Origin of the sequence: Burkholderia lata (assembly GCF_000012945.1) — a bacterium.
GTDB lineage: Bacteria > Pseudomonadota > Gammaproteobacteria > Burkholderiales > Burkholderiaceae > Burkholderia > Burkholderia lata.
Genome location: NC_007511.1, coordinates 1799182 through 1813214 on the forward strand (window position 1 = coordinate 1799182; position 14033 = coordinate 1813214).

The 14033-nt window shown below is 69.5% G+C and carries 10 protein-coding genes; all 10 read right to left on the reverse strand.

The window, feature by feature from the left end:
- Nucleotides 1–3 precede the first annotated feature (3 nt).
- Nucleotides 4–1179 carry a type VI secretion system baseplate subunit TssG gene (tssG, locus tag BCEP18194_RS30690; protein WP_085964654.1) on the reverse strand — a complete coding sequence of 392 codons (1176 nt, stop codon included), beginning with the start codon at nt 1177–1179 and terminating at the stop codon, nt 4–6.
- A complete protein-coding gene (gene tssF, locus BCEP18194_RS30695; RefSeq protein ID WP_011355187.1) occupies nt 1104–2975 on the reverse strand; it encodes a type VI secretion system baseplate subunit TssF in 1872 nt (623 codons plus the stop codon). The genes tssG and tssF overlap by 76 nt, the downstream gene beginning before the upstream one ends.
- 4 nt (nt 2976–2979) lie before the next feature.
- Entirely contained in the window at nt 2980–3528 is a 549-nt protein-coding gene (gene tssE, locus BCEP18194_RS30700; RefSeq protein WP_011355188.1) for a type VI secretion system baseplate subunit TssE, read from the reverse strand.
- Nucleotides 3529–3544: 16 nt separating this feature from the next.
- Complete coding sequence (locus BCEP18194_RS30705) at nt 3545–4036, reverse strand: Hcp family type VI secretion system effector (protein ID WP_011355189.1); 492 nt, start codon at nt 4034–4036, stop codon at nt 3545–3547.
- Between the two features lie 71 nt (nt 4037–4107).
- Nucleotides 4108–5616, reverse strand: a complete 1509-nt coding sequence (tssC, locus tag BCEP18194_RS30710) for a type VI secretion system contractile sheath large subunit (protein WP_011355190.1) — start codon at nt 5614–5616, stop codon at nt 4108–4110.
- The gene (gene tssB, locus BCEP18194_RS30715; protein ID WP_011355191.1) at nt 5609–6163 is read right to left on the reverse strand and encodes a type VI secretion system contractile sheath small subunit; all 555 of its coding nucleotides are present in this window, start codon (nt 6161–6163) and stop codon (nt 5609–5611) included. The genes tssC and tssB overlap by 8 nt, the downstream gene beginning before the upstream one ends.
- Nucleotides 6164–6236: 73 nt before the next feature.
- A complete protein-coding gene (gene tssA, locus BCEP18194_RS30720; RefSeq protein WP_011355192.1) occupies nt 6237–7352 on the reverse strand; it encodes a type VI secretion system protein TssA in 1116 nt (371 codons plus the stop codon).
- Nucleotides 7339–9648 carry a serine/threonine-protein kinase gene (locus BCEP18194_RS30725; protein ID WP_011355193.1) on the reverse strand — a complete coding sequence of 770 codons (2310 nt, stop codon included), beginning with the start codon at nt 9646–9648 and terminating at the stop codon, nt 7339–7341. The genes tssA and BCEP18194_RS30725 overlap by 14 nt, the downstream gene beginning before the upstream one ends.
- A gap of 80 nt (nt 9649–9728) precedes the next feature.
- Nucleotides 9729–10424 (reverse strand): type VI secretion system-associated protein TagF, encoded by a 696-nt coding sequence (tagF, locus tag BCEP18194_RS30730; RefSeq protein WP_011355194.1) that lies wholly within the window; start codon nt 10422–10424, stop codon nt 9729–9731.
- A complete protein-coding gene (gene tssM / locus BCEP18194_RS30735) occupies nt 10406–14032 on the reverse strand; it encodes a type VI secretion system membrane subunit TssM (protein ID WP_011355195.1) in 3627 nt (1208 codons plus the stop codon). Before tssM ends, tagF begins: the two co-directional genes overlap by 19 nt.
- Nucleotide 14033 lies beyond the last annotated feature (1 nt).

Genomic DNA, 14033 nt, shown 5'->3' on the forward strand with positions numbered 1-14033 from the left:
CGTTTAGGCAGTTTCGCGATGAAGGGGGGCGCCGCCGCGCCGCACGTCGTAGCGGACGACGAGGTCACGCGCGGGGCCCGGATCGAGTCGCTGCCCGAGCCACGCGGTGCGGCCGATGCCCTGCGGCGCGCCGAGCGCGATCGCGGGCACCGCGTCGGCCGCCAGTTCGAGCTGGACATCCCAGTCGAACTCGATGCCGACGTATTCGCGCACCCATTGCGCGAGCTGCCGGGCATGCGGGCCGCCCGGCAGGAAACGGCGGTACGCGTCGAGCGACAGCGGGCCGAGCACGATCCGGAAGCGCGACTGGGCATCGCGCACCGCGATGCCGAGCGCGACGGCGCCGACCCGCAACGTCGGCCGCGTCGCGCGGATCGTGCAGCGCTGCGAACGTTCGATCGCGACCCACTGCGGCACATGCTCGACGATGCGAGCCTCGACGCCGAAATGCCGGCGCAGGATCTGCACGAGCCCTTCCGGGTTGCGCGTGTGCCGCACGAGATGGCCCGCATGGAAGTAGCGCGCATGCGGCGCGAGCGTGTCGGCGTTGGCATGGGTGTCGGCTTTCGCGACGGGCTTGTCGCCGTGTGCCGCCCGCCCGATCAGGCTCGCGACATAACCGTCGAACCGTGCGCGCTCCGGGCGATCGAGGCTCACCGTTGGCTGCGCGTCGGCCCATGCGCGGTAGAACAGCAGGATCAGCCGGTGATGGAACAGGTCGGCGAACGCGGCAAACGTCGGGTCGTCGTGCTGCGCCGCGCGTTCGTGCGCGTATTCGGTCAGGTGCGTCGGCAGCGGCCCGTTCGGGCCGAACAGCCCGAACCCGTGGATCGCGATGCGCGGCGGCACGCCGCTGCCCGCGTCGCTCACGCCGGCCAGCATCGACGCCGCGAACGCGAGCGACGGCTGCTGCCCGAGCCGTACCGGCTCGTCGCGCGGGCGCGTGGCATGGCCGAGCGGCGCGCGGCCGGGCGACAGCGCATCGAGCCAGCGCAGCGCCTGGAACAGGTCGTAACCGTGCGGCGCGGCGCGCAGGCGTGCCCACCACGCGTCGCGGCGTGCGGCTTCGGCGGCGGGCCCGGTACCCGGTGACATATCGCGCTTCATATCGCGGGCCGCCTGCCGATGCGCGCCGGCCAGTGGGCGAGCTGGCCCCGCTGCGCGCTGGTCAGCACGCATTCGGCGAACGCGTTGATCGACACGTGGCGCGCGAAGAACTGTTCGAGCACCGCGCCGAGCAGGAACGGGCTGTCACCGGAGAACGCATGGTCGTCAACGGTCACGTCGACCTGCACGCCGCGCCCGAACATCAGCGGGCCTGACGCCGGCAGCCGGCGGAACACTGGCGAGAACGCCACACGCAGCACGCCGTCGATCTGCCGGCGCATTGCGGCATCGGCCGGGTCGGCATGCAGGCCGAGCAGTTCGCGCAGCGCATGCGCGCCCTCGTCGTCGTCGAGATCGGTCAGCGTGTGCCGGGCCAGCCCGAGATGGCGGATCAGCCGCCACGCGGTTTGCGCATCGGCGATCGGCGGGCGCGGCCGCGACGGGCCGCGGATCGCGACGATGCTTTCGACCGGGGCCGACACGCGCAGCGTGAACGTGTTCGCGTCGCCGGGCGGCTGCAGCAGCACGAGGTCGCGGTTCGTGCACAGCGTGTCGGCCGCCAGGTAGCGCATCGTCTCGTCGTACGGCGCGCACTGGCTGTCGACGAGCGACACGTAGGTCTCGCTGCCGACGTAGCCGGTGCGCGTGCCGTTCGCACGTGCCTGCGAGGAGACCAGCCTCGGTTCGCGTCGCACCATGTAGTACGCGCCGTGGTTGCCGTCGTCGGTCGCGAACGACGCATGAAACGGCCGGAATTCGCGTGACTGGCCGTCGTCGCGCTGCTCGCTCGCGAGCCGCTGCACTGCATAGACCTCGTAGTCGAGCGGCCGGCTGCGATCGACGACGACATGGTGCTCACGCGCGCCCGGTTGCAGCGGAATGCGGTCGGCACGGCGCGCGAACAGGTTCACGGCCGGCGTGCAGTTCAGCGCGAGGTGTTTCGCGCTGACGGCCGCTTCGAGTGCCGCGTCATGGCGGTCGAACAGCACGGTCAGCTCGAACTCGTCGCCGGTTGCGCGTGCGAGCGCGGCGCGTAGCCCGCCGATGCTGAAGAACAGGAAGCGCGCCGGAAACGCGAAATACTCGCGCAGCAGCCGGTAGCCGTGGAAGCTGCGGCCGTCGTCGGGCAGGATCGCCTGGGCGGGATCGAAGCCTTCGTGGACGATCTCGTCGGCGTCGAGCGTATGCAGCCAGCGCGGCGGCTGCGCGGGATCGTGGCACACGACACCGAGCGCATGCGCGGCGATCAGTTCGAGCAGGTGCAGTGCGTCGCGCTCGGGGCCCGCGAGATGGAACGTCAGCCGGTCGAGCGGCAACTGGGACAGTTTGGCACCGCCGCGCACCTTCAGCCGGATGCGCAGCGCGCCGCGCACGTCCTGCCGGGCGGCGAAGGCGCCACGCGGCAGCCACGACGGCGCGCCGGTGACGGTCGCATCGGTCAGTTCGAGCGGCCACAGCGTCAGGTCGTGCGCGGTGCGGAATTCGCACGCGGTCTGCTCGGATGCGGCCGGACGCGCGCGCAGCGCGGTGCCGGCCGGCAGCCGCCAGCCTTGTGCGAGGCTGCCTTCGTTCAGCATCGGCGCGAACCGCACGATCGCCATCGACGGCAGCGGCGCGATGTAGCCGGGATACACGGCATCGAGCAACGCCTGCGTGAAGCGCGGAAACTCGGCGTCCATCTTGAGCTGCACGCGCGCGGTGAGAAAGCTGAAGCCTTCTAGCAGCCGCTCGACGTACGGGTCGGGCGGCCCCGATTCGTTGAGCCGCAGCCGCGCGGCCACTTTCGGGAACTGCTGCGCGAATTCGCCGCCGAGCTCGCGCAGGTACGCGAGTTCGCGGTTGTAGTAGTCGAGCAGGCGCGTATCCATCGCGTCAGGCCCCCGCTACCGATTGCAGCGACATCGCGCCCGTCTCGAAATCGAGGTCGGAGCGCAGCACGAATTCGAGCGGATGCGGGATCGACCACAGCGTGCCGCGAATCTCGAACAGCAGCACGTTGTGGCGCCGCTCGCCGGCGCGGCCGCCCGGCGCGTCGATCACGCTGCGCACTTCGACGCTGTCGGGCGCGATGCGCGGCTCGAAGCGGACGATCGCATCGCGGATCGATGCCTCGACCGACATCCGCTCGACGCCCGACATCGGCTTGCCGACGAGCGGCCGCATCCCGTAGTTGAGCACCGACGCCTGCGCGTGCGCGAACGCCGACCAGTCGACGAAGCCGTCCTCGGCGTTGCGCGTGTTGAGCAGCCACGCGAGATCGCGCAGCACGGCCGCACGCAGGCGTTCGGTGCCGATCCACTGCGCGCCGGGCGCTTCGGTCGCGCGCTGCGGCGTGTCGTCGGTGAGCCGGTCGAGCAATGCGGGCTGGAGCCGGTCGCGCAGGCTGCCCTCCCGGCCGTCGCGGGTTCGCGGGTCGTCCATGGTCATTTCCCCGCCGTCACATCTCGGTGTTTTCCTTGATGTTCCAGCCGACGGTCACCTCCGCGCCCTTGCCGCCGTTGTCGTTCTGCTGCCAGTACTGCTTCTTCACCTTCGCGGCCTGGAAGCCGTAGTGCATCATCAGCCGGTCGGCGACGTCGCCCGGATCGATGCCCGCGACCTGCGCGGACGTGACGAGCACTTCCTGCAGCGTCACGCGCATGAACTCGACCTGCGTGCCGCCCGTCTTGCACGCGGAGATCTCGACCGTCGAAAGGTGCTTGCCGTTCGCGCAGTTCTTGATGATCGCGGGTGCACCCTTGTCCATGTACGCGGCGACGACGAGATCGTTGAAGCTCGCCTTGCCCGCATTGCCGCCGCTGCCGCTCGCCATCGCGCCCGGCTGGCTCGCGCCCCACGTGAACGACTGGATGTCGGTCCAGCCCTTGTGCTGTGCGTCCGCCGATTCGCCGGTCACGCCGTCCACCTTCATAAACATTGCCACGCCCATTGCCGTCTCCGTTTCAGTGCGATGTCAGGATGAATGCCGCGTTGAATGCCGATCGTTGCCTGCTGCGTCGCTCACTCGTTGGCCGCCTTCGCGGTCGGCAGCCGCGAGATGAGCCGCAGCGACACCGTGAGCCCTTCGAGCTGGTAGTGCGGCCGCAGGAAGAATTTCGACGTGTAGTAGCCGGGGTTGTCCTCGACCTCGTCGACGACCACCTGCGCGGCCGCAAGCGGCTTGCGCGCCTTGGTTTCCTGCGACGAATTGATGGGGTCGCCATCGACGTAGTTCATGATCCAGTCGTTCAGCCAGCGCTCCATGTCGTCGCGTTCGCGGAACGAGCCGATCTTGTCGCGCACGATGCACTTCAGGTAATGCGCGAAGCGGCAGCACGCGAACAGGTACGGCAGGCGCCCGGACAGCCGCGCGTTCGCGGTTGCGTCGGGATCGTGGTATTCGGCCGGCTGGTACAGCGACTGCGCGCCGATGAACGCCGCGAAATCCGAGTTCTTCCGGTGTACGAACGGCATGAAGCCGTTCTTCGCGAGCTCGGCCTCGCGGCGGTCGCTGATCGCGATCTCGGTCGGGCATTTCTGGTCGACGCCGCCGTCGTCGGTCGGGAACGTGTGGCTCGGCAGCCCTTCGACCGCCCCGCCCGATTCGACGCCGCGGATCGACGAACACCAGCCGAACTGCTTGAACGAGCGGTTGATGTTCGCGGCCATCGCGTATGCCGAGTTCGCCCACGTGTAGCGGTCGTGGTTCGCGGCATCGGTGTCTTCCTCGAAGTCGAATTCGTCGACCGGGTTGGTGCGCGCGCCGTACGGCAGCCGCGCGAGAAAGCGCGGCATCGCGAGGCCGATGTAGCGCGAATCCTCCGACTGCCGCAGGCTGCGCCACGCCGCGTATTCGGTGTTCTGGAAGATCTTCGTCAGGTCGCGCGGGTTCGACAGCTCCTGCCACGAATCCATCTGCATCAGTTCCGGCGACGCGCCGGCGATGAACGGCGCGTGCGCGGCCGCAGCGATCTTCGACAGCTCGCCGAGCATCTCGACGTCCGGCGGGCTGTGGTTGAAATGGAAATCGCCGACCAGGCAGCCGAACGGCTCGCCGCCGAACTGCCCGTATTCCTCTTCGTAGATCTTGCGGAACAGCGGGCTCTGGTCCCATGCAACGCCCTTGTAGCGCTTCAGCATCCGCGCGACCTCGTTGCGCGACGCCGGCAAGGCCTTGATCTTCAGCAGCTCGTCGGTCTCGGTGTGCGTGACGAGGTAATGGAGCCCGCGCCACGCACCTTCGAGCGTCTGGAATTCGTTGTGATGCAGGATCTGGTTGATCTGCTCGGACAGCTTGCGATCGATTTCCGCGATGATCTGCTTCACGCTGCCGTACGCATCGGTCGTCATGCCGACCGTATGTTCGAGCGCCTGCTGCGCAAGCGTGCGCACCGCGCGCTCGACCGACTCGCGCGCCTCGGCCGTCTTCGGCTTGAATTCCTTCTGCAGTAGCGCGGCAAATTCGTCGTGCGCGACGGCCGGTTGCGCGGCCTCGCGTGTGTCCGAGCGGGACTGGACGGGATCATTCATCGCGGGCCTCCGGTTGGGTCGCGTCGCCGCCCTGTGCGGGCTCGTGCGGGTTGCGCACGAGGGTCTTCAGCAGGTCGGGATCGTTGATCGCGCGCTCGATCAGCTGCTCGGCGCCGTGCTTGCCGTCCATGTACGACAGCAGGTTCGACAGCTCGGTGCGCGCCTCCAGCAGCCGGCGCAGCGCGTCGACGTTGCGCGCGATCGCGGCCGGCGAGAAATCGTCGATCTGCTCGAACGTCATGTCGACGTTGAGCATCCCTTCGCCCGTCAGCGTGTTCGGCACCTGGAACGCGACGCGCGGCGCGACCGATTTCATCCGCTCGTCGAAGTTGTCGACGTCGATCTCGAGAAACTTTCGCTCCGGCAAGTCCGGCAACGGCTCGGCGCGCTTGCCCGCCAGGTCCGAGATCACGCCCATCACGAACGGCAACTGCACCTTGCGTTCGGCGCCGTAGGTCTCGACGTCGTACTCGATCTGCACGCGCGGCGCCCGATTGCGCGCGATGAACTTCTGTCCGCTGCCTGCCGCCTTGGTTCTGTCCGTCATCGTCCACTCCTTCACATCGATCAGGTTGCGCAGTCCGTCGTCGCCGCCCGCTTGGCGGCGTGTTTCATTCGTGTCATTCGCTCCGCTCGCCGCTCAGCAGGTCCAGCTTCGGCAGGCTCTCCGGTGCGAGATCGCGGATGATTTCGTAGAAGTCGAGCGTGAGCAGCCGCTGGGCGCGCCGCAGCAGCAACGGCGCCGGGTGGCTCGGTTCGTGCTGCTCGAAATAGCGGCACATCTTGTCGAGACCGATGCGCACGTCGTCGCGGCTCGTGACCTCGGCATCGCGCCAGGCGTGGGCGTTCGGCATTGCTGTTGGCGCGGTAGCTGTCGTGCCTGCCTGCGATGCGTCGCCGGGCGCGGCCTGCTGCAGGTCGGGCGACACCTGTTGCGGCTCCGGCAGCGGCACTTCGCGCACGATCCGCTGCAGCGCTTTCTCCGCATCGCCTTCGTCGGGTGCCCATTCACGGCCCAGTTTGTCCGTCACGCACACGCGGATCGCCTCCAGCGCGTGCAATGCCGCGCGCGCCGCGTCGAGCGGCGTCGTGCCGTCGCTACGCGTAGCCGACAGCGCAGCCAGCAGGCTTTCGCGGCTGCCCGCCACGGGGCTGCCGGTATCGTCGCGGCCGTCGAGCAGCCGTTCCGCGTCGCGCACGCTCGGCCCGCCGTCGAACAGCGGCTGGCGGCGCGCCGCGCGCGCGCAGTCGTGCGCGCCGGCCATCTCGGCGAGCGCGTTCATACGCAGCGTCGGGTCCGGGTCGCCGTCCGCGTCGAGCCGCGGATGCAGGTCGTCCCAGCAGCGCGCGAGCAGGTTCGCGACAAGCGCGAGCGCGTCCGCATAGCCGGGAATGCCGTGTTGCTCGGTCCAGCTTCGCGCGAGACAGGCGATGACGCGCAGATCCTTCGTGCGCGCGGACAGCGCAAGCGCGAGCCGCTCGACCGCACGCCAGTCGGGCGCCTCGGCCGGGATCACCGTGTCGCCGTATTGCTGCTCGGCGCGCGGCGTCGCGCGCTCCTGCAGTTGCAGGAACTCGGCGTCGTATTCGAGGTTCGCGCCGCACGGCGCATCGGGCGCGACCTCCGCGAGCAGCTGGCCGATCAGGTCGGCGCGCGGGGTCGCCGGCAGGCCGGGCGGCACCGTGGACAATGCGGCGGCGGCCAGCGCCGCCTGGCTGACGTCATTCGAATGCATAGTCGATGTTGACCGGTTTGCTGCCGAAGTCGATCGCCACGGTGCGGTGCAACGGCGGCAGCGAGCCGTTGCGGATCTCGATCACGTAGACGCCAGGCGTCAGCGATACCGAACGCAGCGGCGGGCTCGCGCCGCGCCGTGCGCCGTTCACGTAGATGTCGCCCCATGGCCGCACGTTGAAACGCACCTGCACGGTTTCCTGCGCCTTCGGCGGACGCGGCTGCGACTCGGCCGTCGGCGCGTTGACGGCGGCGACTGCGGTCTCTGTCTCCGACGGCGGCACGTTGACAACACGTTCCGACGAATCGAGGCTGCCGGCGGGCGCGATAGCGGAACCGGAACCTGCTTGCGACGGGGCCGGGTTCGTCACGGTGGTCGCAACCTGCGGCGCGGACGCGGCGGCCTCGACGGCAGGCACACTGGCCGGCGCCGCGGCGACGGGCGGCGGCAGAACCTGCGCGGACGATCCGGCCGGCAGGCTCGATGGCGGCACGACGGTCGGTGTCGGCCCCCGCTGGGCCAGCGTGGCACCCGGCGTGCTCGCGGGCGGTGACGTGCCGGCCTGAGGCTGGCTCGCGACGGGCGCGGGCTCGCCGGCATCGCGGGCGGGACGCGACAGATAGGTCGCGGCCAGGCCAACGGCGATCAGTGCGACGAGCGCGCTACCGACGTAGACAGGCAGACGGCGATTGCGCGATCCGGCCGGAGCCTGGCCGCGGTGGGTGCCGGTTGGCACGGATGCACCACCTGATGACGAAGCCGAAGCCGATACCGATGCCGATGCGGCAGGATGCGGTGCGGTCGAACCGGCGGCGCCGGCAGCTGCGGACGCGTTTGCATTGCCGGAGCCTGCCGCACCTTGCGCACCGACGTCAGGCGCCGTACTTGTCGATCGCTTTCCGGCTTCGTTCTGTACGTCAGCGCTTGCAGCGGGTGGTTCTTTCTCTCGTTGGACGTTTCCGCGCGGTGCGTCGGATTCACCCGGTTTCGCGGCCGACTGAGACGCATGAGATCCCGACGCTGCGAGCGTGCCCGCAGCCGCAATCGCGGCGCCTTCTGCGGCCACTTTGGATGTCGAAGGCGCGTCATCGGCTTCCGGCTGGGCGCCGGACATGCCAGCCGATGCGGATGCCGTGTCCGTAGGCGTCGACACATGATCCGCACCAGCGGATGTCGACGCCTGCCCATCCGTCGCAGCGTTCCCCGAAGCGGTCCCGCCCGCGCCGATCGAAGCCGCGGCGGCCGCCGACGCAGTGCCGGACCCAGCCGAAGCTTCGCGCTTCCCTTCCCCGCTCCTCCCCGCATCGCTCACCGGCGGCACGACCGCCGCGCCATACCCGCCACCCGCCCCGAAGTCCCGCAACCCGAGCTCCGCCGCGAACGCCGCGACCGATTCCGGCCGATCCGGAATCCGCAACTGCAGCGCATGGTCGACCGCCGCGAGAAATGCCGGGCTGTACACCTCGCCGGCCGGCAGGTCGCGCGACGCGAGCGGCCGGTACGTGTCCTTGATGCTGCGCACGACGGCCGCGGGCGGCAGCTCACCGGTGATCATCGCGTGCATCACCGCGCCGAGCGCATAGAGATCCGTCCACGGCCCCTGGCTGAACGCGGGATCGTCGGTGTACTGCTCGATCGGCGCGTAGCCGGGCTTGATCATCATCGCGCCGTCGTCGACCAGGTCGCCGATCCGTTTGCGCGCCGCGCCGAAGTCGAGCAGGATCGCGCTGCCGTTCGGGCGGATCAGCACGTTGTCGAGCGCGACGTCGCGATGGAAGCACTGCGCGCGATGCAGCGTGTCGAGTGCACCGAGCAGCGCGCCGACGATATTGCGCAACTGCGTCTCGCTGATCCGCATCCCGCCGTCGAGCAGTTGCTTGAGCGTGCGCCCTTCGTAGAACGGCATCACCATGTACGCGGTGCCGTGGCTTTCCCAGAAATGCAGGACCTTGACGAGCCCGGGATGATCGAACTGTGCGAGCAGGCGCGCTTCGTTGAGGAACGCGCCGCGCCCGGCGTCGAAGGCCTGCGCAAATCGTTCGGAGCGCAGCGACACCGTATAGTCGCCGCCGCGCGTGGCCAGCATCGACGGCATGTACTCCTTGATCGCGACCGCGCGCCGCAACGTGCGATCGAATGCGCGATAGACGATCCCGAAGCCGCCGATGCCCAGCACCTCGTCGAGTTGCAGTTCGCCCAGGCGATGGCCGAGCGGCAGCGGCCGCACCGTGAATTCGGATGCGTCGCCGCGTGTCGCCGTGTCGTGCTCGTTGTCTCTCGATCCAGCGTCCTTCATCTCCACCACCTCTCGAAACCGCGTCCTGTCCGCCCGCCGTGCCCGGCGGCTCGCCGTCCCGCCGCCCGTCAGCCGGGTCGCTAGCTGCCGCCGAACAGCGTCAGGAACAGCGCGTTGTCGGGCGTGCCCGTATGCGCGTGCGTGCGCAGCGGCGACCCGTCCGCGCGGTTGGTCCACCAGAAACTGGTGCCGCCGTGCGGATCGAAGTAACCGGACAGCCCCGGCCACGCAGCCGGGGCCGGCCGTTCAGGCGGCGGCGCCGGCATGCCTTCGACGATGTCGGCGTAGGTGTCGTCGCCCTGTGTGAGCCGCACGCGCTCCAGCATCTGCTCGAGATCGCCTGGCGCGCGTGCATGGCGGATCGCGTCGAGCAGCGCCTGGCCGACCTGCCAGTAGAACGCGTCGGCGGCATCCGGCAGCCCGTTCCAGTAATCGGCCGCGCGCATCGGCAGCGTGACGATCACCGGGTAGTAGCGCCCCACGCGATCGCAGCTCGGCGCGAGGCAGCCGGGCTGAATGCACGACGCGCCGGCGCCCGCCGGAATCAGGAAATTCCAGACCGGCGCGACCGTGTAGTGGCGCTCGATCTCGTCCGCGCCGCGCTGGCGCATCGCGGCCATTCCCTGCTGGAGCCAGCGCTCCCACCACAGCGCGAGCGCATGCGGCAACCGGCTGTTCACGAAGTCGCCGGCGCCGGGAATCTTCCCGTACCAGGCCGGCGCATCGCCGTCGGTACGCGTGAACGGCGGTGTCGGGCTCATGGCTTCGGAGGGCATGTAAAGGACTCCATCTGGGGCAGCCTGAACGGGTTGCGGACACTGCCCGCATTCACTTGCAGCACGATCGGTTTGCCGTCGACCGTGAACCGCGCAATCATCTGGTCCGAGCCGCGTCCGGCCGACACGGCCGCGCGGTCGAACAACCGGTGCAGCGCCCACGGCCCGTCGGTCGAGAAGCCGTCGGTCGCGCCGGCCTGCCCGGACACCTGCAGCCGCACCTGGTTGCTGCCGCGCGGGCCCGGCCAGTCCACCGCACTCTGCACGAGCGGGCCGTGCGCGTAGCGGACGATCTGCCCGTCGACGTCGAGCACCATCTCCGTGATCGACGGGTCCATTTCGAGCGGCTGGATCTGTACCTTCAACTGCGCGGTGCGTGCGCCGCCGCCGAAATAGGCGTCGCGGATCACCGCCGCCTTCTCGAACGAAGCAAGCATCGCGGCGGCCGACGGATCGGCGTCCGCATTGCGGTTCGCGAAGCGCCACGGGTGCGACGTCGTATCGACGATCGACTGCAGGTTCTTCTGGAAGAAGTCGTCCATCAGGCCGCCGGGCGCGAACATCTGCGCGAAATCCGCCGGCGCGACGTCGCGTGACGAGCCACGCGCGAACGGATAGCGGCCCGCGATCGCCTGCCGGCAGAAGTCACCGACGTTCGCACCGGCCCGCGTCGCGACGCTGCGCTGCTCGACAGTCGCGACGCTGCCGTTCGCGACGTTAGACAGGTCGTCGAGCACTTCGCGGAATGGTGTCGGCAGGCGGCCGGCCTGTGCGCGCAGCCTGGCTGGCGCGTCGGACGGCGGCGGTTGCGCGCCGCTTCTCAAGGCGTCGTCGGTGGCCGTCAGGTACGTGTACAGCGCGTCGATCGACTTCAGCACCTCGCTGAACGCCTGGGCCTGGTCGCCGCTGCCCGGCGCGAACGCGCGCAGCCCGGCGAAGTGGCTGTCGACGATCTGCTCGGCGCTCGCGGGCGCCGCCGCGGACGCGCTCGAATCGCTGCCCTGGCCCGCGAAGATCTGCGACAGCGAGCTGCGCGCCTCGTCGACCTTGTCCTGCGCGCGCGCGGCGAGATTGCGCGCCCCGCCCGGTGCATCGCCGAGCGCGGTATCGCGTGCGAGCGCGACCATCAGCCGCGTGAGCGGCGAATCGGCGGACGACAGCGCGCGCGCCACCTGGATGCTCTGCGCGAGCGTCGCCGTGCGCTGCAGCTTGATGTCGGCGAGATAGTCGTCCCAGATCTTCAGGTAGTCGTTCAGGTAGAGCTGGCGGATATCGCGCGCCCACGCGGCAGCGTCGTTCGGGCCCGGAATCTCGGACAACCCGAGGTTCAGCACCCACACTTCCTCGCGCCCGTAGGTGTCGACCTCGCCGGCCAGGCGCGGCGCGAACACATTGCGATAGCCGTTGCGCGTATAGAGCCCCGGCACGCCTTCCGACAGCGGCTTGCCGCTCTGGCGGCGGAACACCAGTGAAGCATCGGGGCCGACCGCCCGCGCGACGCTGAAGTCGAACGCGGACGTGGCCGGCCGCAGCGTGAGCGTGAGCTGCCGGTACAGCCGCTGCGAGAACGGCACCTGCCGCAAGCGGTCGCGCACGTCGGCCACGAGCCGCTCGTTCATCGGATACGGCGACACCGCGACACGGTTGCCGAACAGCGCGGCGAGATGCGCACGCAGCGCGGTGCGTTCGGCCGGCGAGAAATCGGGCGGCAGCGCGCGTTCCATTTCGAGATCGACGACGGCCTGCACGAACGCGGGATCGTAGTGCGCGCTGTCGTACAGCATCAGGTACGCCTTCAGCGCCGCATACGCGTATTCGGTCTCGTCGGGCCGTGCGTCGCGCAGCGCGGCCTCCATCCGGCGCGCGGCGATCGGCAGCAGCACGTCTTCGAGCGCGCGCCGGTACACGGCGTCGACGGCTTCGTCGATCTTCTCGCCCTGGAACAGCCCCCACCGATACGCAAGCGGCGGATGCTGCAGGTCGACGCCGCCCGCATTCGCGAGGTTGCCGAGCGCGTCGAGCACGGGCAACAGGCGGGCGACGTCGGCCGCATCGGAGAATTTCGCGCCGGCGATCTGCGCATCGACGGCCGGCACGCGCGCGGCGATCTGGTCGAGATACGCGCGATTGTTCGAATAGCTGCGCAGCCACGCGACCAGCACGGCCACGCACACCAGCGCGAGCAGCACGTAGCCGACGATCTGTAGCACGCGCCGCTTCTGATGCCAGCGCAGGTCGCTGCCGGCGAGCGCGGCTTCGCGGAAGATGTGTTCCTGCAGCAGCGACTTCAGGAAGAAGCTGCGCCCGGTCGAGCCGACCTGCGCGACCGGCGGCACGCCCTCGATCTTCAGGAAACGCTTGATGCCGCTCATCACGCGATCGAACGCGGTGCCCTCCTGCGTGCCGCTCGTCAGGTAGACGCCGCGCAGCATCGGCATCGGCTCGTAGCTCGACACCGAAAACACCTCGGCGACGAACTGGCCGAGCATGTCCTGCAGGTCGGCGATCTGCTGCGGCAGCAGGTACGTCATTTCGCGCTGGCGCGCGTCGGTCTGCGCGGCGAGCAGTTCGGGCAGTCCGTCGTTCAGCCGCTGGTGCAGCAGCCGGTATTCACGGTCGAACGCCGCGCGCAGGTCGAAACCCGGCGCCTCGCTCTGCGCGAGCGGGAACGTAAAGCCCCACACCTGCGCGCATTCGGTGCGGCCGTAGCTGCTGAAATACTCGGCGAAGCCCGCCAGCAGGTCGGCCTTCGTCACGAGCAGGTACACGGGAAAGCGAATGCCGAGCTGCGCGCGCAGTTCGAGCAGCCGCTTGCGCAGCACCATCGCGTGCTGCGTGCGTTCGGCCTCCGACGCGCCGAGCAGGTCGGCGACGCTGATCGTCAGCATCGCGCCGTTCAGCGGCTGGCGCGTGCGGTATTTCTTCAGCAGGTCGACGAAGCCTTTCCACTCGGCCTCGTCGAGCGCGCGATTGCCCTCGTGCGTCGTGTAACGGCCGGCGGTGTCGATCAGCACCGCGTCGTTCGTGAACCACCAGTCGCAATGCCGCGTGCCGCCCACGCCGCGAATCGCCGCGCGGCCGAACTGCTCCGCGAGCGGAAAGCTGAGCCCGGAATTCACGAGCGCGGTGGTCTTGCCCGAGCCCGGCGCGCCGATGAACACGTACCAAGGCAGCTGATACAGATACTGGCGCGACATCCGGTCGAACCAGCGCGGCAGGCCCTTGCGCACGGTGTCGGCCTGTCCGAAGCGCACCTTCTTCAGCAGCGAAGCGGCCTCGTCGAAGCGGCTGCGCAACTCGTCGAGCTGCGCCTTTGCCGGATCGTCGGCGGTGGCCGGCCCGGGAGCGGCCTCGCGCAGCTGGTTCAGCAACTGCGCGTTGAGGCGGCCCGCGCGCCAGCTGCGCCATGCGACACGCGCGCCCCACGCGATGAACAGCACCGCGATCGTGAGCCCGCGCGCCCAGCCGCTTTCGAGCGGCCGGACCTCGGCGAACGCGAACAGCGGGCCTGCGAGCCACACGAAGCACGCGAGCACGACGAGACCGGCGAAAGTCCAGATCTCCCGCGACGGCAACGGCCGGACGAAACGCGCGACAGCCTGGTTCATG

Coding starts and splice junctions, on each gene's coding strand:
- tssE (WP_011355188.1), bottom strand. CDS start 3,528: ATGGACGACCCGCGAACCCGCGACGGCCGGGAGGGCAGCCTGCGCGAC.
- tssA (WP_011355192.1), bottom strand. CDS start 7,352: ATGCATTCGAATGACGTCAGCCAGGCGGCGCTGGCCGCCGCCGCATTG.
- tssC (WP_011355190.1), bottom strand. CDS start 5,616: ATGAATGATCCCGTCCAGTCCCGCTCGGACACACGCGAGGCCGCGCAA.
- BCEP18194_RS30705 (WP_011355189.1), bottom strand. CDS start 4,036: ATGGGCGTGGCAATGTTTATGAAGGTGGACGGCGTGACCGGCGAATCG.
- tssG (WP_085964654.1), bottom strand. CDS start 1,179: ATGCGTGCTGACCAGCGCGCAGCGGGGCCAGCTCGCCCACTGGCCGGC.
- tagF (WP_011355194.1), bottom strand. CDS start 10,424: ATGCCCTCCGAAGCCATGAGCCCGACACCGCCGTTCACGCGTACCGAC.
- tssB (WP_011355191.1), bottom strand. CDS start 6,163: ATGACGGACAGAACCAAGGCGGCAGGCAGCGGACAGAAGTTCATCGCG.
- BCEP18194_RS30725 (WP_011355193.1), bottom strand. CDS start 9,648: ATGAAGGACGCTGGATCGAGAGACAACGAGCACGACACGGCGACACGC.
- tssM (WP_011355195.1), bottom strand. CDS start 14,032: ATGAACCAGGCTGTCGCGCGTTTCGTCCGGCCGTTGCCGTCGCGGGAG.
- tssF (WP_011355187.1), bottom strand. CDS start 2,975: ATGGATACGCGCCTGCTCGACTACTACAACCGCGAACTCGCGTACCTG.